The following is a 23,497-nucleotide window of genomic DNA, read 5'->3' as shown; positions in this document are numbered from 1 at the left end:
GTCTGTGGTGGACAGTTCTGTTCTGGACAACGCGGCTTGGGCTTCGCTGACTGGCCCGCATGCCGGGTTCGCCGAGCGGGCCGGGCAGGCCGTGCGTTATCCGGTCGACGTTTCGGTCTTTTCGGCGGTGCCCGACGAGCCGTCCGCGGGCGTGTGGGACGACGTCGCCGCGCTCGCCGGGCCGGGTGCGGTGGTGCCGGTCTTTCCGCAGGCCGGGCCGCCTCCGCCGGACTGGGAGCCGCTGGAGCGGATGGCCGGGGTCCAGCTGGTGGACGCCGGGGTCGACGCCGTGCCCGACCCGGAGGCGGTGCGGCTGACCGCGGCCGACGTGCCGGAGATGCTGGCTCTGGTCGCCCGTACGAAACCCGGCCCGTTTTTGCCGCGCACTGTTCTGCTCGGGACGTATCTCGGCATCCGGCACCGCGGGGTGCTGGTCGCGATGGCGGGGGAGCGGCTGCATCCGCCGGGGTGGACGGAGATCAGCGCGGTGTGCACGGATCCGGCTTACCGCGACCGCGGTCTCGCCGGACGGCTGGTGCGCGCGGTGGCCGCGGGGATCCGCGAGCGGGGCGAGACGCCGTTCATGCACGCGGTGGCGACGAACGTGAACGCGATCCGGCGGTACGAGGGAATGGGATTCCGGTTGCGGCGGCGGACCGCGTTCGGCCGGGTGCGCATTCCGGAGGACTGGCGGGCGGCGGCTTGAACTCGTGAGCGCCTGTGCCGGTGAGAACCGGCACAGGCACTCACGACGGTAGTCAGGAATCGCTCAGCGGAAGGCCCGGCGGATTGATGTCCGCCTTCTTCACCGCTTCGTTCTCCAGTCCGTACGCGGCGAGCCATTTCGCGTACTGGCCGTGCTGGATCAGGTAGTCGATCGCCGCGGCGACCGGTTTCACGAGGCCGTTGTCCTTTTTGGTGGTAGCCGCGATCAGTCCCTGCAACTTGGCTCCGGCCCCGGAGTACGTGCCCGCGGTGCGGGTCGGGTTCGGGGTTTTCGCCGTCTGCGCCACGTGGTAGGCGATGCTCGGGTTCGGTGAGAAGTAGGCGTCGATCCGACCGGACGCCAATGCCAGATACGTGCTGTTCTTGTCCGCGAAATTGCGAACGTCGAGCTTCTTGCCCTCGGCCGCCAGCTTCCGCTGCCATTCCCGGAGGATCTTCTCCTGGTTCGTCCCGCTTTCGACGGCGACGGTTTTGCCCGCCAGCACTTCGTAATTCCCGTCGAAGGTCCACGGGTTCGAGCGGTTCGTCTCGAAGGCGAGGTTGTCCTCGCGGTACGCGGCGAAGTCGAAGCCTTGCTGCTTGCGTTGTTCGGTCACCGTGATGTTCGAGAACCCGGCGTCGAATTGGCCGCTTTGCAGGCGTACGAACAGGTTCTGCCAAGACGCGTTCTGCACGTCCGGTTCGAGGCCCAGCACCGCGGCGACGAGACGGCCGAGGTCGGGTTCGGCTCCGGTCAGGGTGCGCTGGTCGGTGCCGACGTAGGCCAGCGGCGGGAATCCCGACGGCAGCGCGCCGACGCCGATCGTCAGCTTGCCCCGGTCGAGGAACTTCTTCGGCAGTTGCGCGCGGATCTCCGCGACGACCGGGACGGTCAGCGAAACCGGGTGCGCGTCCGCGGTGTTCGCGGCGACGGTGACGGTCTGCGAACCGTTCCCGCTGGTCGACGCCTGGGTGTTGCCGCCGCAGGCGCCGGCGAGGAGCGCGATCGCGGCGAGGACGGGCAGGAGCGTGCGGGTTTTCATGCGTTCTCCGGGAGTTCGAGGCGGGCGACCTTGCCGAGGAAGGCTCGGGTCCGGTCGTGGCGGGGTCGGTCGAGCACGGCGGACGGCGGTCCTTCTTCGAGGACGCGCCCTTCGTCGAGGAACACGACGTGGTCGGCGAGTTCGCGGGCGAACCCGATCTCGTGGGTCACCACGATCATCGTCGTGCCGGAGCGGGCCAGTTCCCGGATCACCGCCAGCACTTCGCCGACCAGCTCCGGGTCGAGCGCGGACGTCGGCTCGTCCAGCAGGATCAGCCGCGGTTCGAGCGCGAGCGCCCGGGCGATGGCGACGCGCTGCTGCTGGCCGCCGGACAGCTGCCGCGGATAGGCCCCGGCTTTGTCTTCGAGACCTACGCGGGCAAGCAATTCCTTCGCCCGTTTTTCCGCTTCGGCGCGGGAAAGCCGTTGCGTGACGAGCGGCGCTTCCACGACGTTGTCGAGAATGGTGAGATGCGGGAAGAGGTTGAAATTCTGGAAGACGAACCCGATCCGGGACCGTTGCCGCAGAATGGCGCGCTCGCTCAGCTCCTTGAACCGGTCGCCGTGCACGCGCACGCCGACGAGTTCGCCGTCGATGCTGACGTAGCCGCTGTCAAGGCGTTCCAAATGGTTGACGGCCCGCAGCAAAGTCGATTTGCCGGAACCGGACGGACCCAGCACGACGGTCACCTGCCCGCCGGGCGCGGTGAGGTCGATGCCGTCGAGCACGCGGATTCCGTCGTAGGACTTGACCGCGCTGCGAACCCGGACTTCGGCGCTCATCGGGCGACCCCCAGCGCGCGCAGCCGGGCGCGGAACCGCTGGAACGGCGTCGGCGGGACAGTCCGCAACGCGCCGCGGGAGTAGAAGCGTTCCACGTAATACTGGATCACCGACAGGACGCTGGTGAGGATGATGTACCAGACCGTGCCGACGAGCAGCAGCGGAATGATCTGCCCGCTGTTGGTGCTGGCCTGGGTTTCGACCACGCCGAACAATTCCAGCAGCGACGTGATGTAGACGACCGAAGTGCCTTTGAGCAGGCCGATCAGCTGGTTCGCGTAGGCAGGCACGATCGCGCGGGTGGCCTGCGGCAGGATGATCCGCCGATATTGCCGGGACCGCGGAAGTCCCAGCGCGGCCGCCGCTTCGAGCTGTCCTTGGTCCACCGAAAGCACCCCGGCGCGCACGATTTCCGCGGCGTAGGCGGCTTCGTTCAAGCTCAGGCCGAGCACCGCGACGACGAAGAAGCTCAGCACGTCGGTGGCGCTGAAGCTGAGAAACGACGGTCCGAACGGAATGCCGAGGCTGAGCGTGCTGTACAGCGCGGTCACGTTGGCGAGGAACAGCAGCAAAACGATCAACGGAATCGACCGGAAGATCCACACATACGCCCACGAAACCGCTTGGAGCAGCGGGTTTTTCGACAATCGAAGGAGCGCGAGCACGATTCCGCCGACCAGCCCGAACACCGCGGCGAGGCCGGTCAGTTCGAGGGTGAGCAGCAGTCCTTCGAGGATCACCGGACGGAAGAACCAATAGCCGAAAACGTCCCACTGGAAGACCGGATTGGTGATCAGCGCGTGCGCCAGCTGGGCGAGCAGCACGAGCACGACCGCCGCCGCGAGCCACCGGCCGGGACGGCGCAACGGGGCGACTTTCTTCGCGGCCAGCTCGCGCAACCGCGCTTCGCCGGGCGGCTCGGGACCTGCGGACGGCGCCGGCACGGCGCGCAGCGTAGGAGGAGAACTCACAGTGGCTCCTGGGGATCGCGGAGAGGGCGATGGCCACTGTGACCCGAGGGGTTCCCGGCTGTCGAGCGTCCTCTGGGGACTCCCACATGGTGAGCGCGGTGGTACGGCAGACGGTTTTGTACCGGCTTTGTTCCTGACTGTCTACTGTGGACTAACGGGGTGCTGGATAGCTAGCGAGTCTCGGGTTGCACCGGGCGAGGCTCGCTGGCGGAGACGGTGGGGGTGTGCGGGTCCGGTCGGAGTCGACGAGCGGTCGTGCGGGGTCCGTAGTCGTTGTGGCCGGACTGGACAGTCTGTCCAACGGTCTCATCAGTCGTAGAGCGTGCGAGGCGCGCGGACTGACGTCGTGAGCGGCCCGATCGGGGACCTAGCCGCAACCCATGGTCTTCGAGGTGGACGTCGCGCAGCCAACACTGCCTCGAATGGCTGAACTGGGACGGAAATGCGAAAAGAGTTGCGTGACAGAAGCCTCTGACATGCAGATTATCGGGTTTGGCTGTTTGCATTTTTTTGCATCGAGGATGCAAAAACGGAAAGGGTATTGACGGCTGGAAACTGGCCGGGCATTGTCTGCCATGTTCGATATCGTGGACCGCCGCACGGGAGCGTGACGCCTGATGTCGCTTAGCCAATTAGAAGTTCTGAATCGTCGTTTCCAGGAATTCGTCGAGGCGGACGCCTTGCCCTCGCTGGATGCCTGGGAACTCGGTGTCGAGACCGAGCAACAGTGGCTGCGCGGCGGGCAGGTGCGGGATCTCCTCGCTGATCGGTCGACCGACCAGTCTGTCCGGGACGCGATCTGGGGCGAGCTCGTCCGGCGCGTCCAGCGGCACGGGGAGCCGTGGAAGACGTACGCGATCGGGCTGATGCTGCCGGCATTGCGCCGGGTGACGTGGCGAATCGTCAACAAACGAGGCGGTGACCGCTCGGAGGTGGAGTCGGCTGCGGTCGTCGGGCTAGTCGAGGCTCTCGGTGCGGCCGACCCGACTCGCAGAAAGTTAGCGTGGAGCCTGCAGGATGCTGCGTATCAACGCGCGCTCGGCTCCGACGGCGGTCGGGCGCCTGCTCCGCGACCCGAGTTCTCGGGGGCGGACCTGTTGCGCCAAGTGCCGGTGGTGGCGCCGGAAGGGCATGTGGATCTTGTTCTGGCACGGGCTGTCCGAGCGGGTGCGGTGACCGGCGTCGAGGCCGACATCTTCGTTGCGATCAAGTTCGAGGACGTGGACTTGGAAGCGGTGGCCGACCGGCTGCGGCTTCCCTATCCCGAATGCGTGTTCCGTCTTCAGAACGCGGAGAAGGAATTGCTGTCGTTCATTCTTTCGGGTGAGTGACTGGAACTTTCCGTGTAAGTTTTCGTCAACGCATCGAAACGGTTTCCCCGTCCTGAGGGGTTCCGCTTCGCCGCGGGAGCCGCGGCGTTGACGCCCCGGGGCTGATTGCTCTATCCATTTCGTCGAGGAGGTGCTGCGTGTCGTCTCACGCGGAATCGTGGTCGATGTCCGAATGTTGCGAGATCGAGCTTTTGCAGGTTGATGACGGCGCTCGATGGCTTGAAACGGAGCCTCGTGGGTTCGCGGTAGGAGCCGTGCGGCTGAGCGGATGGCAGGTCCATCCGGTCGCCACTGGTCCGGAACCGACGATCGGCCGCGACTGCTATCTGGTGCGGATCAACTACGAAGTGGCAGTCGACCGAAACCTCGCCCCGATCCCGTGGCTGGAGGTGGGTTTCTCCTTTGCCACCGAGGAAGACGCAGGCGGCGCGACGGTGCTCGATGCAGTACCGCACGCGGTTTCGGAACAGCAGGACGCCGCGGCGTACGTGCTGAACCGGTATCTCAATCTCGCGCCTGCGTCAGGCGTCGTCGGCGACGTCCACCTGCCCGCGATCGCGCCGAAGGTCGACGTGTTCGGGATCGGCGGGCCCTCGGTGCGCTGGCGGCAGGTCACGCCGGGAGGAATTCGGCCGGGTTCCCATGTCGCGTTCGTAGTCCTGGCCGTTCCTCGAGGCAGCCGGATGCTGCATGTGGAGGCCGGCGCGCGGTTCGACGTCCCGTCGGCGGACGGCGAGGACTGCCGCCCGGCCGCGCGCGCTGTGCAGTTCGCTCTCCTGCTCGGTTGCGGGCAAGACGGATTCGCGACGGAGGCGACGGGTCTCCTGCCTCCCTCGCCTCCGGGCGCGAGGCGGCGTCCGGAGGCGGCACCCGGTGTTCCCCGCCTGTTCATCTGCTACGCCCACGACGATGCGGAACACGTGGCGTGCACCATCGAGTTCGCACGGTTCCTGGTCAGCTTGAGCCTCGACGTGCACATCGACTTCTGGGATGTCGGCGAACGCAAGGACTGGTCCCTATGGGCCCAGCGCGAGATCAGGGAGGCAGATTTCGTTCTCGTGGTCGCGTCGCCGATGTGCAAAGCCGTCGGGGACGGAACCGTCGACGGACCACGTCACCGCGGCATGCAGTCCGAACTCGCCTTGTTGCGCGACGCTCTTCACAGCGACCGGTCTAGGTGGGTGCCGAAAGTGCTGCCGGTCGTCCTGCCGGGCGGCTCCGTCGAGGACATCCCAGACTTTCTTCAACCGGGTACCGCTGACCGCTATGTCCTGGACGCGTTCACTCTCCACGCGGTCCGAGAACTGCTGGGAGCGATGGCATACCGGCCAGCTCGCCGCGGAGCCGGCCGGTGAACGGACGGAACGACTTCCATGGTCTTTTCGTCGGGGTCGACGGCTTCGCCACATCGGCGATCCGGCCACTGCGCTTCGCGAAGGCTGATGCACGCACGCTGGAAGCGCTGTTCAGGGACAACCTCGGTTCCGATACTCGCGAGCTGTGCGACGCGGCGGCGACCCGGGCCGCGTTCGTGTCGGAGCTGGAGCAGCTGGCCGACCGCAGCCGCCCGAACGATGTCGTCGTGATCAGTTACTCCGGGCACGGCAGCCCAACGCACGAGTTGGCGACCTATGACACAGATCCGGCTGACCTGGCAGGCACCGGGCTGTCGCTCGACGAACTCGTGAAGCTCACGGAGCGGATCCCGGCACGGGTCATGCTCGTCGTGCTCGACTGCTGTTTTTCCGGTGCGGCGGCGGCAAAGGTGATTCCTTCGTCGCACGCGCCCAGGGGCGGGCCGGGCATGCCTCGTTCTGTCGAGGCGGTTTTGGCCGAGGTATCCGGAGCGGGCAGGGTGTACATCACGGCTGCCGGGGCAGACCAGGAAGCTCGGGAAGATTCGCGGCACGGCCACGGCGTTCTCACTCATTTCGTGCTACAAGCGCTGATGGGCGCCGAGGAGGTCGTCGAAAACGGGCGAGTTTCGCTCCTGCGGATGTTCTCGTTCGTGCAAGACAGAGTCGCTGCCGCGGCCTCCTCGTCGCGACGCTCGCCGCAAACGCCGACATTGCGGGGGAAGATCGATGGGAGAACGTCGCTGCCAGTGCTGCGTCCGCGGGCGCATTATCGGGCACTCGACGGCCGGCACCGCCCGCCGGATGCCACCGCGGACCTGGCCAGTCTTCGCGCGCACGGCATCGATGACGACGCTGTGCTGGCCGGTTTGGCCCGCGAGATCGGCTCCCTCAACGAGTTGCAGATAGCAGCTGTGAACAAGTGCGGGCTGCTGGTTCGTGAGGACGTCGTCATCTGTGCGCCGACCGCGGCGGGGAAGACCATGGTGGGCATCCTCGCTGCCGACGCCGCGGTACATCGCGGTCGCCGGGCAGTCTTCCTGTTGCCGACCCGTTCATTGGTTGACGAGCTGTACTTGCGGCTGACCCGGATACACGAGGCTGCCGGGATCCGGACGCTGCGGCTGACGGGAGAGATGAACGACCACGTGCCGGCTTTCCTCCGCGGCGACTACGGACTGGCAGTGCTCACCTACGAAAAGTATTTGGGCCTGGTACACCGGCGGCCTTCGATCGTCGAGCAGGCCGGAGTGCTCGTAGTGGACGAAATCCAGTCGATCGCCGATGGCGGGAGGGGGTGGGCACTAGAGCTGCTTTTGACCGCCGTCCTGTCCAGCAAGGCGCGCCGGAACATCCAGATCGTGGGTCTTTCCGCGGTTTTGGGCGGGCTCGGCCATGTCGACACGTGGCTTGGCGCGGAGTCCTTGGCAGCAACGGCGAGGCCGGTCCCTCTGGTGGAAGGAGTCCTGGACCGAAGCGGCTCGTTGCGTTCGCTCGGCGAGGGCGGGGCGGAAACGACAGTCCAATTCGTGCCTGCGACGGGGGGAACCCAGCTCCTCGCCGTCGTCCGGAGACTGGTCGAAGCGGGCGAGCAAGTCCTTGTGTTCCGGAACACGCGTGCGGCGGCCGAAGGCAGCGCGCTCGAGCTAGCCGAGACGCTTGGTCTTCCGGAAGCGTCCCGCGCGCTTGCCGGATTCGAACCCGGCGACGTGGGAGCCACGATGGCGCGGTTGCGACAATGTCTTTCCGGTGGGACGGCTTTTCATACAGCGGACCTGACCGCCGCCGAGGGCGCGCTGGTGGCGGAGCACTTCCTGGCCGGCTCCGAGGTGCGGGTGCTGGTTGCGACGACCACTCTGGCCCAAGGGGTCAACCTTCCCGCCGACACCGTCGTGCTGAGCGAACTAGAGCACTACGGCCCCGGCGGACTGCGCCCGTATTCGGTGGCGGACTACAAGAACATGGCTGGCAGGGCTGGGCGCACCGGATTTGCTGAGCGAGGGCGCTCGATCATCCTCGCCGGCAGTGCGCTGGATGCGCGATCGAAATGGGACCGCTATGTTCGTGCGGCTCCGGAGGTCCTCCGTTCTTCCTTGCTCAGAGAGCAGAGCGACTCCAGGAGCATCGTGCTGATGGCGTGCGCTGTCGCGGGAGCAGGTCCGGAAAACGTGCATGCCGGGCAGGTGGCTTCCTTTTTGGCCGCGACCTTCGCCGCGCATCAGAGCCGGATGGACGGCCGTCCTGAGCCGTATCCGCCCGAAGAAGTCGAGGCGATCTTGTCAGGGCTGGTCCAGCGCGGGTTGCTTCAGCAAGAAGCCGCCGGATACGCGCCGACGCAGCTGGGCGAGATCGCTGTGCGCGGCACGTTGTCGATGGATTCGGTGCTGCGGGTGGCCGAGGCATTCGCCGAAGTCGCGCCGGAACAAGTGAACCGCATGACGGTCATCGCTGTCGCACAACTCGCGACGGAACTCGAACAGGTCAGCATTCCGGTCAGTTTCCGTCAGCGCCTGCCTGAGCGGGAGGAATTCGACCAGGTAATGCGGGCGCAGCGCCTTGCGGATCCGGTGTTTCGCAGGATCCGGTCGGGGCCGAGCCAGGACAAAGCGACAGCTCGCGTCAAGCGGGCATTCGCAGTCGCGGCCTGGAGCCGCGGGATGCCGCTCGCGGACATCGAAGAACGACTTGCGCGGTATCTTCCCCCTGAATACCGGGCTCGCGCCATTATCCCGGTGCGGCGAGCAGCGAAAAGGACTGCGGATGTCATGGACGCGATCTTCGACATCGCGCGGTTCGTTCACCCGTCGGCTGGGTTCGGTTCGCTGGCAGTGTCGCTGCCCCAGCAGCTCGCGCTGGGAGTGCTCGACGGGCTCGTGCCGATCGCGCTCGCGGCCAAGGGAACTTTGGGCCGGGAAACCTTCTGCGCGCTTGTCCGCGCGGGCATCACCAGCAGGGAAGGTCTGCTTGCCAGCGAGGACGCGGTGCTGCTTGGTTGTCTCGGAGGTGATCGGCGACGCCTGGCAGTGCTGCGTCGTACCGCTGCAGCCGTCGAGGACGACGCGACGACGATGAGCCTGGCGCTCGACGAGCCTTTTGATTGAACGGGCGTCAGGAATACCCGACAACCTAGGAGCACACGTGCATCTATTCGGCACCGAACTCAGACGCCGCCGCAACGAGAAGGGCTTGTGCCTGGCAACGGTGGCGAAAGCGCTGGGCTACTGCACCTCGACGCTGAGCCGCATCGAGAGGGGACAGAGCCGCCCCCAACCCAAGTTCGTGCTGAAAGCGGACAAGTACTTCCAAGCGAACGGGGCATTGGTCGGATTGGCCCAGACCGACGCGGGGTGCTCCCGGCCCGCTGGAATTCCCTGGGGACTTCCCGACAAGCCGCGGCATTTCGTCGGCCGACATCGGGAACTCGCCGACGCGGTCTCGACGCTGCTCGAACCACGACCGGAGACAGTGGTCGTGGGAGGAATCGCGGGCGCGGGAAAGACGGCGTTGGCCGTCGTGGCGGGGATGGCGGTCATGCATACCTACCCGGACGGCTGCCTCATGCTCGACTTTCAGGGATACACAATGGGCAGTCCGGGGCTTACCGAAGCGGAAGGCCTTGCACGCGTGCTCCGTGTGGTCGCCCCGGACGCAGACATTCCGCCGGATCGGGACAGCCGGATCACTTTGCTGCGCACCGTGCTGACTGGCCGCCGGATGCTGTTCGTCTTCGACAACGTACGTTCGGTGAGCCAGATCCGGTCCTTGCTTCCCGCCGAGCCGAAATGCGGAGTGCTGGTCACCAGCCGCACCCGCTTGAACGCGCTCGACGAGGCTCGGCGCATCGACCTCGGAGGGTTGGGGAAAGACGACGCCGCGGACTTGTTCCGGTTGGTCTCAGGCCACGAATTGGCACCGGATCCAGACGTCCAGGACATTGTGGCCTCGTGCGGCGGCCTTCCTCTCGCGGTCCGCATCGTGGCCGCTCGTTATCATGCTGGCGGAGTCACCTCGGAGGAACTCCGCGCGCAATTGTCCTCGGAGACGAGTCGCTTTGCTGCGCTTGAAGACGACGAGCGGAGTGTCGCCGGTGCCCTGTCGCTGTCTTGTACGAGGCTGCGTCCCGAGGAACAGCGCCTCCTCGCACAGCTGGCGGTGCATCCCGGCGGACGGGCTGACGTGGCGTTCGTCGCCGCCATGGCCGGCCTCGGCCGGCTGGAGACGGTCTGCCTGCTGGACCGCCTCCACCAGGCTTACCTCGTCGAACGCCGGTCAGCGGACGACGTCGAACTGCACGACCTGGTGCGGGCACTCGTTTCCGGACATCAGTTGTTCAGACTGGACGACGCTGACCGCCGTGCCGCGCTTGGCCGACTGCTGGATTACGTAGTGCCGATGACCGGTGCGGCCGACGGGCTCATCGAGCCTGGCCGGTTCCAGTCAGACGTACCTAGGTGCGACGGGACAGAGTTCGCTGACAGCGGGCAGGCGTTGACGTGGTTGCGCAAGCGGTGGCCAGCTCTTGCGTCGCTGTGCGAGCTGGCCGACGAGATCGGGCGGCCGCACGATTGCTGGCGCCTTGCTCATCTGTTGCGGGCGTTCTTCAGCCGGGAGAAGTTGCTGGAACCGTGGCTCCGGACTCACCAGCGCGCGCTTGCTGCAGCGGAACGGGAAAGCGAGACGCGTGTCGTGGCAATGATCGAGAACAACCTCGGAATGGCATATCAGGAACGTGGAGACCTGCCAGAGGCGGCGCGGAGCCATGGACGCGCCGCGGAGCTCTTCGCCGGTCTGGTCGACGAACGCGGAGAGACGGACTCGCGCGCGAGTCTTGCTTGGGTCCAGCTGTACCGGGGAGAACCGGGCGAAGCACTGGCTGGTCTCCGCAAAGCCGCAGAGGTCTACCGCACGTCCGGCCGATCACGCAACGAAGTCATCACACTACGAGGAATGGCGCTGGCGGCGACGTCTTTGAACCGGTCCTTCGAAGCCCTGGAGTACGCGCGGCGGGCGCATGAGCTCGCGAGTTCGCCGCGCGAGGCGTTGTTGGCGGTGAATTGCCTAGGGTGGGTTTGCTACCGCGCCGCTATCCACGGCGACGCCCACACCTGGTACGAGAAGGCGGCATGCCTTGCCCGGGAAGAAAATGAAGTCGCAGAGCTTGCCAGGTCGCTGGTGGGCTTGGGCAACATCGCGGCGGAACAAGGCGAGTTGGCCGTGGCAAGCGAGCGGTGGGCAGCCGCTGACCGGCTGCCGGTGCAGCTCAACCCCGTCATTGTCGGCGAGTTGGTCGCTCGCCGACGACTGTGCTCATGAGTTGGCGGCATTCGGTCTCGTTCAGATGCCGACTGCGTCTATCGGAGCAGGTGCCGTTCCAGGAACGGGTTTCGGAACTTCCCGGCCGGATCCAGCTCGGCCGCCAGCGCGCGGAACTGCCGCACCCCTTGGTGATCCAGATCCAAAACCGCGCCGTGGAACAGCTTCCCCCAATGCGCGCGGACCCCGAAGGGGGCCAGCTTCTCCTCGAGAGCCGGCAGCACCGCTTCCACCTCCGGTTGCCGCTGCTGCCAGGTGAAATGCAGCGCCACCCGGTCGCCGCCGTACGCCGGGCCGAGCCAATGCTCGTCACCGGCGACCGTGCGGATTTCCGACACCACCAGCAGCGGCGCGATCCGGTCGCCGATGCTGCGCAACGCCTCGAACGCGGCGGCCGCGTGTGCTCGCGGCACGAAGTACTCGCTCTGCAATTCCGCTCCGACGCTCGGCGCGAATTCCAGGCGGAAATGCGGCAGCCGGGCGTACCACGGTCCGGGAACGCCGCCTTGCACCGTGGTGTTTTCCGCCGAAATGCCCGCCGCGTGGGCGGGGTGGCGCGGGCCGTCGGCGGGCAGCGCGCCGAACAGCGAACCGGGGATCTCCGCCGGGACGCGGTTTTTGAGCAGGACCTGGTCGACCGCGTCGCGCGCCCAGTTCGTGAACAGGCTGACGCTGTAGCCCGCGGCCTGGATTTCGTCGAAGTGCTCCAGGGCGGCGGACCACGGGAGGGCGTCGAAAACGTCTTGGCGGACCGAGTAAGCCGGCTCCAGGTCGAGGGTGAGCCGGGTGAGGATGCCGAGCGCGCCGACGTTCACCACCACTCCGGGGAACTCGGCGTCGCCGCGGGAAAAGGTGCGCAGGGAGCCGTCGGCGGTGAGGAGTTCGACTGCCGACACCGCCGAGGCCAGGCCGGGCAGTCGCTCGCCGGAGCCGTGGGTGCCGGTGGCGACGCTGCCGGCGACGGTGATGTGGGGGAGCGACGCGAGATTGGCCAGGGCGTACCCGGCTTCGTGCACTTGTGCGACCACGTCGCCGTAACGGGTCGCCCCGCCGATGGTGAGCGTCGCCGCGGTGATTTCCGGGGCGCGGTTGAGCGCGGAGAGGTCGAGCTGGACGCCGTCCGGGCTGTCGGCGATCGCGTTGAAGCTGTGCCGGCTGCCGAGGGCTTTGACCCGGGCGGCGCCGGCGACGAGGTCTTGCGCTTCGGCAACAGTGCGCGGGGCGACGACCTCGCGCGCGCGGTAAGCGAGATTGCCCGCCCAGTTTTCGATCACGAGCGCCGAGCCTAACCGGCCCCGGCACGGCAGACTGGGGACAGGCCGAGACGAGGAGACCGACATGCATTCCGCTGGACTCGTGCTGCACCCGCGCCGCGATTCGCAAGCCGCGGTGGACGCGGTGCTGGGCTGGGCCGCCGGGCGCGGGATCGAGATCCTCGGCATCGTGGACGAGATCGCCAGGGTCGATTGCGCGGCGACCGGGGTCCAGCCCGCTGAGCTGGGCAAACGGTCGGATTTGGTGGTCAGCCTCGGCGGCGACGGCACCATGCTGCGCGCGATGCGGCTCGCCGACGGGCAGCACGCGCCGGTGCTCGGCGTCAACCTCGGGAAGCTCGGCTTCCTCGCCGAGGTCGACGTGCCGGACCTGCCGCTCGCGCTGTCCGCGATCGACCGCGAGGAGTTCACCGTCGAGCCGCGGCTGGCGGTGGACGCGCGGTTCGGCGGCCGGATCGAGACCGCCTTCAACGACGTCGCGGTGGTGCGCGTGCCCGGGGACGGGAGCGCGGCGGTCGCGGTGCTGGTGAACGGTGAACAGTTCGTGAGTTACGCCGCCGACGCGGTCGTGGTCGCGACGCCGACCGGTTCCACCGCGTACAGCTTCTCCGCCGGAGGGCCGATCACCAGCCCCGCGGTGGAAGCGCTGCTGGTCACGCCCGCCGCGCCGCATTCGGCGTACAGCCGCGGCGTCGTGTTGTCGGTGCACGACACCGTGACGCTGGAGGTGCTGCCGTCGAGCGGGCGGCTCGCGGTGGAGGTCGACGGCCAGGTGGCGGGTTACGCCGGGCCCGGGGAAACGCTCGACCTGCATGCCCGGCCGAACGCGGCCCGCGTGGTCCGGCTCGGCATGACGACGTTCTACCAGCGCGCCCGGCGCAAGCTGCGGCTCTCCGATTCGGCGGAGATCCCGCTGTCCTGAGCAGGCCGCGCGTTCTCCTGGTAACCGTGCGCTGACCTGCGGTGATCCCGGCCGCGATGTGCCCGCTGTCACTTGTCGGTGACATTGCCGTGTCCTGTTCGTAATGTCGTGGCGGCTTTGCGACCCGAACGAGGAGATGGTGGTGCGAGGTGTCCGGTAGACATCGGGACGGATCGAAGTCGTGGCGGCTGCCGACCGCGGCCGGCGTGCTGGCCGTCGGCGCGCTGGCGGTGCCGGTGTGGCTGACCGCCGGCTCGGTCGAACCGCAGCAGGTCCCGGCCGCTGCCGCGGAGATGCACGCGTTCAGCGCGCCGCGGCCGTCGAGCACCGTTCCGTCGACCACTTCGCCGCCGCCGACGTCTTCCAGCGCTGCGCCGACGTCCTCGCCTTCGCCTTCCTCGACGAGCAAAACGCCTTCGAGCACTCCGAAAACCCCGGCGGCGAAAGCGTGTTCGTCCACTTTGGCCGGCACGCAGCCTTCGGTGGCCCAGGCGGGCAATTTCCTCAAGGAGAAGTTCTCGGTGGATTCGGTCGGCGGCCGGGCCGGACGGTCCGGCGCGAGCGACCATCCGGCCGGTCTCGCGCTGGACTTCATGGTCGACGCGAAGACCGGAAACGCTTTGGCCGCTTACGTTCTCGAGCACCAGGACGAACTCGGCGCGAAGTACGTGATCTGGCAGCAGCGCTACAACGACGGCAGCGGCTGGTCGGCGATGGAGGACCGCGGCGGCGAGACCGCGAACCACTACGACCACGTCCACGTTTCGTTCGAGCGCGGCGCGAAGGTTTCGGTCACCTGCTGACACCCGACTTTCGGAGGTGGGCCGGATTCGTCCCGGAGAGCACACTGTGCGCTGCCGAGTGGTCACCGTCCGCGCGTGGTGACCTTCCTTTCGCTGCGTGAGGAGCTCCGATGGCGGGCAAGTTCTCGATCCGGCTCACTCTCAGCGTCGTCGGAGTGCTGGCGGCACTCGGCGGCACCACGACCGCCGCGGCCGCCGCTGCGCCGGACGATCCGGTTTCGTGGCGTGTACCCGCGACTCCCGCGGAGGCGGCTTCGCTGGCTCGCGCCGGTTTCGACGTCGCCGAGACCGGCCCGGGCGTGGCGTACGTGATCGGAAACCAGACGGTCGCCGGGCAATTGCGGGACCGCGGTTATTCCCCGGAATTCTTCGACACTGTCTACAAAGGAGTGACCACGCGCGCCGCGGGCGACACGTTCTACGGCGGCTACCGTACAGTTCCGGCGCAGGAAGCGCACCTCGCGAAGGTCGCGGCGGCGCATCCGGATCTCGCCACTGAGTACACGATCGGCCAGTCGTGGCGGAAGACCCAGGGCAAGGGCGGCCACGACATCAACGCGATCTGCCTGACCAAGAAACAAGAGGGCGACTGCACGCTGTCGACGAAATCCCCGAAGCCGAAATTCGTGCTGATGGCGCAGATCCACGCGCGGGAGATCGCGACCGGCGAACTCGCCTGGCGCTGGATCGACTACCTCGCCGACGGCTACGCCGGCGACGCCACCGCCAAGTCCATTTTGGACACCACCGAGGTCTGGGTGGTGCCGATCTCGAACCCGGACGGCGTCGACATCGTCGCCTCCGGCGGGAATTCGCCGAAACTGCAGCGCAAAAACGCGAACACGAGCAACGGCAACTGCGGCGGGACGCGGAGCGGCATCGACCTGAACCGCAACTCGACCTTCCGCTGGGGCGCGGACTCGAACTCGCCGTGCGCGGAGACCTACCAGGGCCCGGAGGCCGGATCGGAACCCGAAGTCCAGGCGCTGGAAAAGCTGTTCCGCTCGATCTATCCCGAACAGCGCGGCAGCGGCGACAACGACCCGGCTCCCGACACCGCGCGCGGCACCATGATCACGTTGCACAGCTACGGGAACGACATCATCGTCCCGTGGGGCTTCACGTCCGACCCCGCGCCGAACGACGCCGCGCTGCGCAAGCTCGGCGCGAAGTTCAGCGATTCGAACGGGTATCTGGTGGGCACCAACACGGAAACCGTGGGCTACTCGACGAGCGGCACGACCGACGACTTCACCTACGGTGCGCTGGGAGTCGCGAGCTTCACCTTCGAGGTAGGCGGGCAGAGCGGCAGCTGCGGCGGGTTCCTGCCGCGGTACTCGTGCGTGGACAGCACGTTCTGGCCGAAGAACAAGGGAGCACTGATCACGGCAGCCCAGTCGGCGGCGGCTCCTTACCAGCAGTGAGGTCCGGGGCACTCGGGCGGATGACGCCTGGGTGCCCCGTAGCGTGTCCGCGGTGACTGACGACGTCGATTCGATCGCGCTGAGCAAAGCCGAGGAGACCGATCTGCCGCGGGCGCTGCTCGAACTCTGCGCACCCCGACGTCGTCGACGAGTAGCTTGCGGTCTTCGCTTCGGACGGCGGCGGCCGTAGGTGCGCGGTCGGATACCGCAGCGGAACCGTCTTCCGGCTTCCCTGTCGGCGGCCAGGAGAACCAGGTTGACGCGAAGGATCCCCCGGAATTTCCTGGACCGCCTCCTGCGCAACGCCCGAGCCTTTAGCGACGAGGACTACGGCGAACACCTCCTCAGGTGAGGCTGTCGGCACTCTCCGGTTAACTCGGCGGGCGATCTACCTCACGCCGCCGACCCGGCAAACGTCACCATCCCGGCCCTGCCATATGTACGTACATCCCGTATAGTAGTTCTGTAACAGAACTAATAGCGCGGGAGGCGGCAGTGACGATCGGCCTGGAGCGGCCTCGGCCCGCGGTCGTGCGGGAGCATCCGAAGGCCGGGTGGTTCGCCGTCGGCGCGGTGTGTTTCGGGGCGTTCATGGGGCAGCTCGACGCCAGCATCGTCACGCTCACCTTTCCCGCGCTGCAGCACGAGTACGGGGCTCCGCTGGCCGCCGTCCAGTGGGTGTCGCTGGCGTATCTGCTCGCGCTCGTAGGGTTGCTGGCCGCGGTCGGGCGGGTCGCGGACGCGGTCGGGCGGAAGCTCACCTACGTGCAGGGGTTCGGCGTGTTCACCGTCGCGTCGGTCGCGTGCGGGCTCGCGCCGACGCTCGGCTGGCTGGTCGCGTTCCGCGTCGTGCAGGCGATCGGTGCGGCGATGCTGCAGGCCAACAGCGTCGCGCTGGTGGTGCGCAGCGTGCGCGAGGACCGGGCGCGCGCCGCGCTCGGGGTGCAGGCGGCGGCGCAGGCGCTGGGGCTCGCGCTCGGGCCCGCGGTGGGCGGGCTGCTGGTGGACACCGTCGGCTGGCGGTGGGTTTTCCTGGTCAACGCGCCGGTCGGGCTGGCCGGGCTGATCGCCGGGCGGTACTTGCTGCCGCGCACCCGCGAGCGCACGCCGCTGGGCCGCTTCGACGGGGCCGGGGTCGGGTTGCTGGCGACCGCGTCGACGGCATTGCTGCTGGTGATTTCCGGGGTGTCCGGCCTGGAAATGCCGGGGTGGCTGCTCGTCGCGCTCGCCGGGGCGACAGTGTGCGCGGCGATCGGGTTCGTGCTGCGGGAAAAGGCGGCGAGCAGCCCGATCCTGCAGCTTTCGGTGCTGAAGCCGCCGGTGGTGTCGCTCGGGCTGGCCGGGGCGCTGTGCGGATACCTGGTGCTGTTCGGGCCGCTGACGTTGCTGCCGCAGGTCCTCGGCACGGCGGGCGGAACCGGGGCGGTGCTGACGTGCCTTCCCGCCGGGTTCGCGGTGGCGGCGGTGCTGGCCGACCGGGTGCTGCCGAAGCGGCTCGGCTCCCGCGGGCGCACCGTGCTGGGCGCGCTCGTCGCGGCGGCCGGCTGCGCGGCGCTGGGGCCGGCGTCCGCTCCGTGGGAGGTGGGCGTGTCGCTGGTGGTGGCCGGGCTCGGTCTGGGAGTGTTCATTCCAGCCAACAACTCGGCTGTCATGAGCGCGATCCCGGCGCGGATGTCGGCCACCGGAGGAGGACTGGTGAACATGGCGCGCGGACTGGGGACGGCGCTCGGCGTGGCGCTGGTGACACTGTGCCTGCACACCGGCGGGGAAACGGCCGCGCTGGCGGTGCTGGCCGGAGCCGGTGTCCTGGCCGCGGCGACCGGGCTGGCGGCGCGCCCGGAGCGGGCCCGGTGACCGCGCCCGAACCCGCCCTCGCCGACGTCGTCGCGCGGCTCCGGCGAGCCATGCGGCGGGCCGCGCGCACCGCCGATCCGGACAACACGCTGTCGGTCGCGCAGCTCGAACTGCTGTCGTGCCTGTACGAGAATCCCGGCGCGCGGCCGAGCCGGATCGCGCAATTGCTGAAGCTCGCGCCGAACTCGGTGACCACGATGGTCACCGGCCTGCGCTCGCGGGACCTGGTCACCCGCACCAGCGGCGGCGACGACCGCCGGACGGTGGCGCTCGAACTCACCGACACCGGCCGCGCCGCGGTGGAACGGTGGCAGGGCCACAACGCCGCGATCCTGGCCGCCGCGCTGGACGGGGTGCACCCGGCGTGGCGGCATCTGATCGCGGCGGCGGTGCCCGCGCTGAACGAGCTGGTGGGGGCGATCGACGCGCTGGCGGAGTCCGGGCAGTCGCACTGAACCGGCGGGTTTCCGTTTGACCACCTCGATCGCGATGGGTGTTTCGTTGTGATGCGGCGGTCGGGGTGGCGCACTGGATCGGCGGGTTTTGTGTGGCCGCGCCGATTGCGGTGGGGTTTTGGGGTGGTGCGGCGGCCGGGGTGGCGCGGTGGATCGGTGGGTTTTGGTTGGCCATGCCGATTGCGGTGGGTGTTTCGTTGTGATGTGGCGGCCGGGGCGGCGCGCTGAACCGGCGGTTTCGCTCGCTGAGGCCGGTCGGCTCCGGGGCATCGGAGAAGCACGGCCTCTAAAGCGCGGGCGGGCCCAGCCTCAACCCGGCGCAGCACGTGCTCCAGCTTGTCCTCCTCCGCGCTCCCGAACGGCAGGCATTCCTCCCACCACGTCACCCCGGCCTCGGCCAGCGGGGCGACTCGAGACCCTCGTCCAGCTTCTCGGCGACCACCTTCGGGCCGCCGAAGTCGCCGTACTCCGCTTCCAGCGGCGCGCCCAGCCCGGCTCCGAACACCACCCGGCCGCCGGACAGCTGGTCCAAAGTGGACACCAGACGGGCGAGCTGCTGCGTGCGACCGGCGTGACCATCGGGCCGAGCCGGATCCGGCCGGTTGCCAGCGCGGCGGCGGTGAGCAGCAGCCACGGATCGCCGAAGGGGCGGCCGGGGCGTTTGTCCAGCACCACGTGGTCCCACGCGAACAAACCGTCCCAGTCCGCCCCTTCCGTCGGCGCGGCGACCTTGGCCACCGCGCGCGGGTCGGCGAAATCGCCGAAGTTCGGGACGCAGACCGAGAAGCGCAAGGGCACCACCCTGCCCACCCCCCGGCGGACGCGTCAAACGGGTTTGCCCGCCACGAAAGTCTGCCGCACCCGCGCCCGCAGCAATGCGTCCGCTTCGGTGAACGGATCGACGTCCAGCACCACGAAATCCGCGGCCAAGCCCGGCGCGAGCTGTCCGGTCAGGCCTTCCCATCGGCACGCGTACGCGGCATCGCGGGTGCCGTGGGCGAGGGCTTCGGCCAGCGGCAGGGCGTATTCCGGCAAGTTGGGTTCCAGGTCGGGGTTCAGCGCGGAGCGGCGGGTGGTCGCGATGTACATGTTCGGCAGCGGCGGATGCGGCGCGGTCGGGGCGTCGGAGCCGAACGCGAGGACGGCCCCGGCGGCGGTCATTTCCGGCCACGGGTAGCCGCGCTGTACGCGGTCGTCGCCCAGCATCGCGCGCCAGTTGTCCTGGATCGCCGGGTCCGCGTGCACCGGCTGCATCGACGCGACCGCACCGAGTTTGGCCAAGCGCTGGACGTTCTCCGGGGTCACCGTCTCGAGATGTTCGAGCCGATGCCGCCGGTCGCGCGGGCCGTTGACCTCGATCGCGTGTTCCAACGCCGACAGCGCGATGTCCGACGCTTCGTCGCCGATGGCGTGCATCGCGACCTGAAGTCCGGCCGCGTCCGCCGCCGCGACGACCGGGGCCAGCGCTTCCAGCGGCCACAACGGCCCGGGGTGGCTGCCGTCCGCGAAGGGCTTTTTCATCGCCGCCGTGCAGGTGTCGATGACTCCGTCGACCATCACCTTGATCCCGGTCACCCGCAGCCACGGTCCGGACAGCCGGGCGCTCAACTCCGCCGCGCGCTCGACCTGGCGGAGGTCGTCCTCGGTGTTTCCGGTGCGCTCGATCAGCCAGTGTGCGGCGACGCGCAGGGGGAGCCGTCCGTTGTCGAGAGCCCGTTCCAGCGCGGCGAGGTCGGTCTCGGTGAGCGCCAGGTCGACAGCGGTCGTGACGCCGTCCGCGAGGTAATGCGTGAACGCCGACGCCAGTGCGCGGTCGCGGTCGGCGTCGCTGGTCTGCTCGTCGAGGAAGTGGCGCATCAGTTGCAGCGCAGCGGTTTCGTAGAGCATGCCGTCCGGTTCGCCGGACGCGTCGCGGCCGATGCGGCCGTCGAGCGGGTCGGGCGTGTCGCGGTCGATCCCCAGCTCGCGCAACGCGGCGCTGTTCACCCACGCGGAGTGGAGGTCGTTCGCGGCGAGGTAGACCGGACGGTCCGGGACCGCCGCGTCGATCAGCCGCCGGTGCGGTGCTTGGCCGCCGAGCGCGTCGAAAAGCCAGCTGCGGCCCAGGATCCGGGGCGCGGACGGATCGGCCGCCGCGGCGCGGGCGAGCCGGTGCTGGAGGTCTTCGGGCGAGGTGGCGGAGAACAGGTCCACTTGCTCCAGCGCTTCGCCCATCGAGACCAGGTGGGTGTGCGCGTCGACGAAACCGGGCAGCACGAAGGCGCCGTCCAGGTCGACCACCCGGGCCTCGATCCGGTCGGCCTCCGCTGTGCTGCCCGCGTATTCGATGGTTTCGCCTCGGACGACCAGGGATTCCGCCCAGCCGGACGTGCTCGCAGTGAAGATCCGGCCGCCGCGGTAGTGCACCGGGGTCATCGGGCCACCACCGTCTCCGCGGCCAGCGTCGCCCACTGGCCGCCGAAAGAAGCGTCGGCGTCCGGGACACCGCACAGCTCGGGTGCGCCGGGTCCGGAGCGAAGGAAGCCGACGAGATCGACGGCTTGCGTTGGGGTGTCGGGGTCGAGGAAATTGTTGGTGTGCACCAGGAAACCTGCTTCGGGTTCGAGGGTGGTTACTGTGGCGGGGAGGTGCGGATCGGGACTGAGCGCAGGAGATCGCGCGCTTCGGCGAGGCCGAGGTCAGGCGGTGGCGCGGGGGCGGCCGGCGAGCAGGTAGACGCCGGCCGCGATCAGCATTCCCGCGGGCAGCGACAAGTCGATTCCGCCGGCCGCGCTCGCGAGGAACCCGGTGTACATCCCGGGCACGGCCAGGCAGGACGCCGAAGCCGCCGCGCCGAGGACGAGGGCGGCGATTCCGGCCCAGTGCACGCCGCCGACGTACCAGAACGGGCCGCCGCGGCGTTCGTCGGCGAGTGCGTGGCCGTCGTAGCGGTTGCGGCGCAGCAGAAGGTCGGTGGCGTAGATCGCCATCATCGGGCCGAGCACGACGACCATCAGCTGCATCAGGTCGTTGACCGCCTTGAGGAAATCCGACACCAGCAAGGCGTACAGGGTGAGCAGCACTCCGGCCGTGCCGTCGAGCAGAACGCTGCGGGAGCGGCGCAGGCGGACGCCGATCGCCTGCAGCGCGAGGCCGGAGCTGTACACGGTCATCGCGTTGTTGGCGATCGCGCCGAGGATCACCGCGATCAGGAAGATCGGGGTGAACCATGGCGGCAGCACGGATTCCAGCGCGGTTTGCGGATCGCTCATGTCCAAAGTGGTCGCCGCGAACGCGCCGAGCGCGGTGAACGCGATGCTCGGCAGAAAGGCTCCGGCGGCGGTCCAGGCGGCGACGGCGAACGGCTTGGTGTCGCGCGGAAGATACCGCGCGAAGTCCGCGCTGTTGTTGTAGGACAAGGAAGCCGACGCGACCAGCGCGACGCCGCCGGCCAGCGCCGCCCACAGCGCGACCCCGTGCAGCGGTGTCGCGGGCTGGTAGCTCCACGCGGTGTGCCGGATCAGGAATCCGCCCAGCACCAGGAATACCGCGGTCGTCACGATGGCCAGCGGCAGGTAGAGGCGCACGATCACGGAGTGGCCGTAGACGCTGATCACCAGGGTCGCGGCGGCGATCGCGACGATCACGAGGACCTTGCCCAGGGTGTTCAGCTCGATGCCGAGCCGCGCGCACAGGCTGAACGCGGTCACCGAGGCCGCGGACCAGCTCAGTGCCACGTAACAGACCGAAACGAGCCAGCCGTTCAGGCCGATCACGAAGCGGTTGCCGCGAGTGCCGAACATCGCCCGCATGATGACCTCGCTCGGCGCGCCCGCCGCCGGGCCGCTGACCGCGACGAGGCCGACCAGCACCCAGCACAGGTTGCCGACGACGATCACCGCGAGCGCCTGCAGCAGGGTCAATCCGCTGAGCACCAGCGCGCCGCCGACCACCAGGCTGAGGTAGCTGACGTTGGGCGCGGCCCACACCCCGAACAGGTCCCGGGCGCGGCCGTGCCGTTCGGCGTCGCTGATGACGTCGATGCCGTGGGCTTCCACGCGGGGACCGCGCCCGGACCCGGCCGGGGGCGGCGCGGACGTGCCGGGCGACACGGGCGGGGTGGCGGGAGCGGTCATGGCGGAACCTCCGGACCGGGGACGCGACTCGGGCCACGGTAAGGACCCAAATCGATTTGGGCAATGCTCTCGGCGAACCGGGTTCCAAAACGATTTGGGCGAGGTTAGGCTCCTGCGTCATGGCCGGGAAACGAACGCGGGCGACCATCAAGGACGTCGCGCGGCGCGCCGGGGTTTCGCCGACGACGGTGTCGCACGCCTTCAGCGGCAACGGGACGGTCGCGGCCGAGACCGCGGAACGGGTGCGCGAGGCGGCGCGCGAGCTGGGCTACCGGCCGGACACGGTCGCGCGCGGGCTGCGGTCCAGCCGGCTCGGGGTGCTCGGGCTGGTGGTGCGGCCGCTCGACCCGTCGGACACCGCGTTCCTGGAGGGCGTCGACTACTTCCTGCGGTTCGCCGGGTCGGCGGCGCTGGCCGCGGTGGAACGCGGGTACGGCCTGATGCTGGTGCCGGATCCGACGCGCGCCGACGCGCCCTCGGTCGGCCTCGCCTGCGACGGGTTCCTGATCACCGAACCGGTGGAGAACGATCCGCTGATCACGATGCTGGACCGCGAATGCGTGCCGTTCCTCGGCGTCGGGCGGGATCCGGCGCGGCCCGCGTCGCCGGACTACCTCGACCTCGGCACCGGGCGGATCGTCGCCGAGGTGCTCGACCACCTGGCGGCGGCGGGCGGGACGCGGGTCGCGGCGGTGCTGGGCACCGACCGCAACGAATGGAACCTCGACGCCGAAACCGCTTATCTGGACTGGGTTCGCGCTCGCGGGCAAGAGCCGCTGGCGGTGCGCCGCGCGGAGGTCGCGGGAGAGGCGGGCGGACGCGAGGCGGGGGAGGAGCTGTTCGGTCTGGCTTCGCCGCCGGACGCGGTGTACTGCCAGACCGGGCGGCACGCGGCCGGGGTGCTCGCCGCGGCGCTGGCGCGGGGTTTGGCGGTGCCCGGCGACGTGCGCATCGCGTGCGGCGCGGATTCCGAGTCCGAGCACACGCGGGCGTGCGTCCCGCCGATCACCGCGGTCGACCTGCGGCCGGTGCGGCTGGCCCGGACCGCGGTCGCGGTGCTGGCCGATCGGGTCGAAGGCATCGAGCCGCCGGTCCCCGGGCCGGCGGAGTACGAACTGATCGTGCGCGGGTCGACCCGGGGATAGGCGGG

20 protein-coding genes are annotated in these 23,497 nt (G+C 68.8%); 12 read left to right on the top strand and 8 right to left on the bottom strand.

All coding sequences use genetic code 11. The annotated features are described in order from the left end of the window. Nucleotides 1–7 precede the first annotated feature (7 nt). Nucleotides 8–706 (top strand): GNAT family N-acetyltransferase, encoded by a 699-nt coding sequence (locus F9C12_RS08175; protein ID WP_409465409.1) that lies wholly within the window; start codon nt 8–10, stop codon nt 704–706. Nucleotides 707–758: 52 nt separating this feature from the next. On the opposite strand, the gene F9C12_RS08170 is transcribed toward F9C12_RS08175, so the two are convergent. From F9C12_RS08170 to F9C12_RS08160, 3 genes are read right to left on the bottom strand one after another with little or no spacing between them, the layout of a single operon-like run. After that, nucleotides 759–1,748: a transporter substrate-binding domain-containing protein gene (locus tag F9C12_RS08170; protein ID WP_409465408.1), complete on the bottom strand. Its 990-nt coding sequence runs from the start codon at nt 1,746–1,748 to the stop codon at nt 759–761. Beyond that, nucleotides 1,745–2,530 carry an amino acid ABC transporter ATP-binding protein gene (locus tag F9C12_RS08165; RefSeq protein ID WP_409465407.1) on the bottom strand — a complete coding sequence of 262 codons (786 nt, stop codon included), beginning with the start codon at nt 2,528–2,530 and terminating at the stop codon, nt 1,745–1,747. Before F9C12_RS08165 ends, F9C12_RS08170 begins: the two co-directional genes overlap by 4 nt. Beyond that, nucleotides 2,527–3,501 (bottom strand): amino acid ABC transporter permease, encoded by a 975-nt coding sequence (locus F9C12_RS08160; protein ID WP_409465406.1) that lies wholly within the window; start codon nt 3,499–3,501, stop codon nt 2,527–2,529. Before F9C12_RS08160 ends, F9C12_RS08165 begins: the two co-directional genes overlap by 4 nt. A gap of 617 nt (nt 3,502–4,118) precedes the next feature. Here F9C12_RS08160 and F9C12_RS08155 point away from each other — a divergent pair. The 4 genes from F9C12_RS08155 (at nt 4,119) to F9C12_RS08140 (ending at nt 11,500) form a co-directional block, all read left to right on the top strand. Then, entirely contained in the window at nt 4,119–4,832 is a 714-nt protein-coding gene (locus tag F9C12_RS08155; RefSeq protein ID WP_409465405.1) for a hypothetical protein, read from the top strand. Nucleotides 4,833–4,969: 137 nt separating this feature from the next. Next, a complete protein-coding gene (locus F9C12_RS08150; RefSeq protein WP_409465404.1) occupies nt 4,970–6,187 on the top strand; it encodes an SEFIR domain-containing protein in 1,218 nt (405 codons plus the stop codon). Beyond that, nucleotides 6,184–9,288 (top strand): DEAD/DEAH box helicase, encoded by a 3,105-nt coding sequence (locus tag F9C12_RS08145; protein ID WP_409465403.1) that lies wholly within the window; start codon nt 6,184–6,186, stop codon nt 9,286–9,288. Before F9C12_RS08150 ends, F9C12_RS08145 begins: the two co-directional genes overlap by 4 nt. A 37-nt stretch (nt 9,289–9,325) precedes the next feature. Then, entirely contained in the window at nt 9,326–11,500 is a 2,175-nt protein-coding gene (locus tag F9C12_RS08140) for a helix-turn-helix domain-containing protein (protein WP_409465402.1), read from the top strand. 38 nt (nt 11,501–11,538) lie between these two features. Here the strand turns inward: F9C12_RS08140 and F9C12_RS08135 are convergent, their stop codons facing one another. After that, on the bottom strand, nt 11,539–12,774 hold the full coding sequence (locus F9C12_RS08135; RefSeq protein ID WP_409465401.1) for an FAD-binding protein: 1,236 nt from the start codon (nt 12,772–12,774) through the stop codon (nt 11,539–11,541). Nucleotides 12,775–12,838: 64 nt separating this feature from the next. Here F9C12_RS08135 and F9C12_RS08130 point away from each other — a divergent pair, with 64 nt between their 5' ends. The 6 genes from F9C12_RS08130 to F9C12_RS08105 all read left to right on the top strand — a co-directional run bounded on the left by F9C12_RS08130 (nt 12,839) and on the right by F9C12_RS08105 (nt 18,232). Continuing rightward, a complete protein-coding gene (locus tag F9C12_RS08130) occupies nt 12,839–13,696 on the top strand; it encodes an NAD(+)/NADH kinase (RefSeq protein WP_409465400.1) in 858 nt (285 codons plus the stop codon). Between the two features lie 149 nt (nt 13,697–13,845). Then, nucleotides 13,846–14,499 carry a hypothetical protein gene (locus tag F9C12_RS08125; protein WP_409465399.1) on the top strand — a complete coding sequence of 218 codons (654 nt, stop codon included), beginning with the start codon at nt 13,846–13,848 and terminating at the stop codon, nt 14,497–14,499. 110 nt (nt 14,500–14,609) lie between these two features. Then, a complete protein-coding gene (locus tag F9C12_RS08120) occupies nt 14,610–15,923 on the top strand; it encodes a M14 family zinc carboxypeptidase (RefSeq protein ID WP_409181373.1) in 1,314 nt (437 codons plus the stop codon). Between the two features lie 52 nt (nt 15,924–15,975). Continuing rightward, nucleotides 15,976–16,113, top strand: coding sequence for a hypothetical protein (locus F9C12_RS08115; RefSeq protein ID WP_409465398.1), 138 nt, complete (start codon nt 15,976–15,978; stop codon nt 16,111–16,113). Between the two features lie 305 nt (nt 16,114–16,418). After that, the gene (locus F9C12_RS08110) at nt 16,419–17,777 is read left to right on the top strand and encodes an MFS transporter (RefSeq protein ID WP_409465397.1); all 1,359 of its coding nucleotides are present in this window, start codon (nt 16,419–16,421) and stop codon (nt 17,775–17,777) included. After that, nucleotides 17,774–18,232: a MarR family winged helix-turn-helix transcriptional regulator gene (locus F9C12_RS08105; RefSeq protein ID WP_409181370.1), complete on the top strand. Its 459-nt coding sequence runs from the start codon at nt 17,774–17,776 to the stop codon at nt 18,230–18,232. The genes F9C12_RS08110 and F9C12_RS08105 overlap by 4 nt, the downstream gene beginning before the upstream one ends. Nucleotides 18,233–18,614: 382 nt before the next feature. Here F9C12_RS08105 and F9C12_RS08100 read toward each other — a convergent pair whose 3' ends face one another. From F9C12_RS08100 to F9C12_RS08085, 4 genes are all read right to left on the bottom strand, one after another. Then, entirely contained in the window at nt 18,615–18,773 is a 159-nt protein-coding gene (locus tag F9C12_RS08100; RefSeq protein ID WP_409465396.1) for a hypothetical protein, read from the bottom strand. A gap of 284 nt (nt 18,774–19,057) precedes the next feature. Beyond that, nucleotides 19,058–20,647, bottom strand: a complete 1,590-nt coding sequence (locus F9C12_RS08095) for an amidohydrolase (protein ID WP_409465395.1) — start codon at nt 20,645–20,647, stop codon at nt 19,058–19,060. Further along, on the bottom strand, nt 20,644–20,814 hold the full coding sequence (locus F9C12_RS08090) for a hypothetical protein (RefSeq protein ID WP_409465394.1): 171 nt from the start codon (nt 20,812–20,814) through the stop codon (nt 20,644–20,646). The genes F9C12_RS08095 and F9C12_RS08090 overlap by 4 nt, the downstream gene beginning before the upstream one ends. Before the next feature lie 96 nt (nt 20,815–20,910). Continuing rightward, nucleotides 20,911–22,347 (bottom strand): purine-cytosine permease family protein, encoded by a 1,437-nt coding sequence (locus F9C12_RS08085; RefSeq protein ID WP_409181367.1) that lies wholly within the window; start codon nt 22,345–22,347, stop codon nt 20,911–20,913. Nucleotides 22,348–22,466: 119 nt separating this feature from the next. Between F9C12_RS08085 and F9C12_RS08080 the strand changes: the two genes are divergently transcribed. Next, nucleotides 22,467–23,492 (top strand): LacI family DNA-binding transcriptional regulator, encoded by a 1,026-nt coding sequence (locus F9C12_RS08080; RefSeq protein WP_409181366.1) that lies wholly within the window; start codon nt 22,467–22,469, stop codon nt 23,490–23,492. The last annotated feature ends 5 nt before the right edge of the window (nt 23,493–23,497 follow it).

The organism is Amycolatopsis sp. GA6-003 (genome assembly GCF_046267895.1).
GTDB lineage: Bacteria > Actinomycetota > Actinomycetes > Mycobacteriales > Pseudonocardiaceae > Amycolatopsis.
This window is presented reverse-complemented; position numbering and strand designations above follow the sequence as displayed.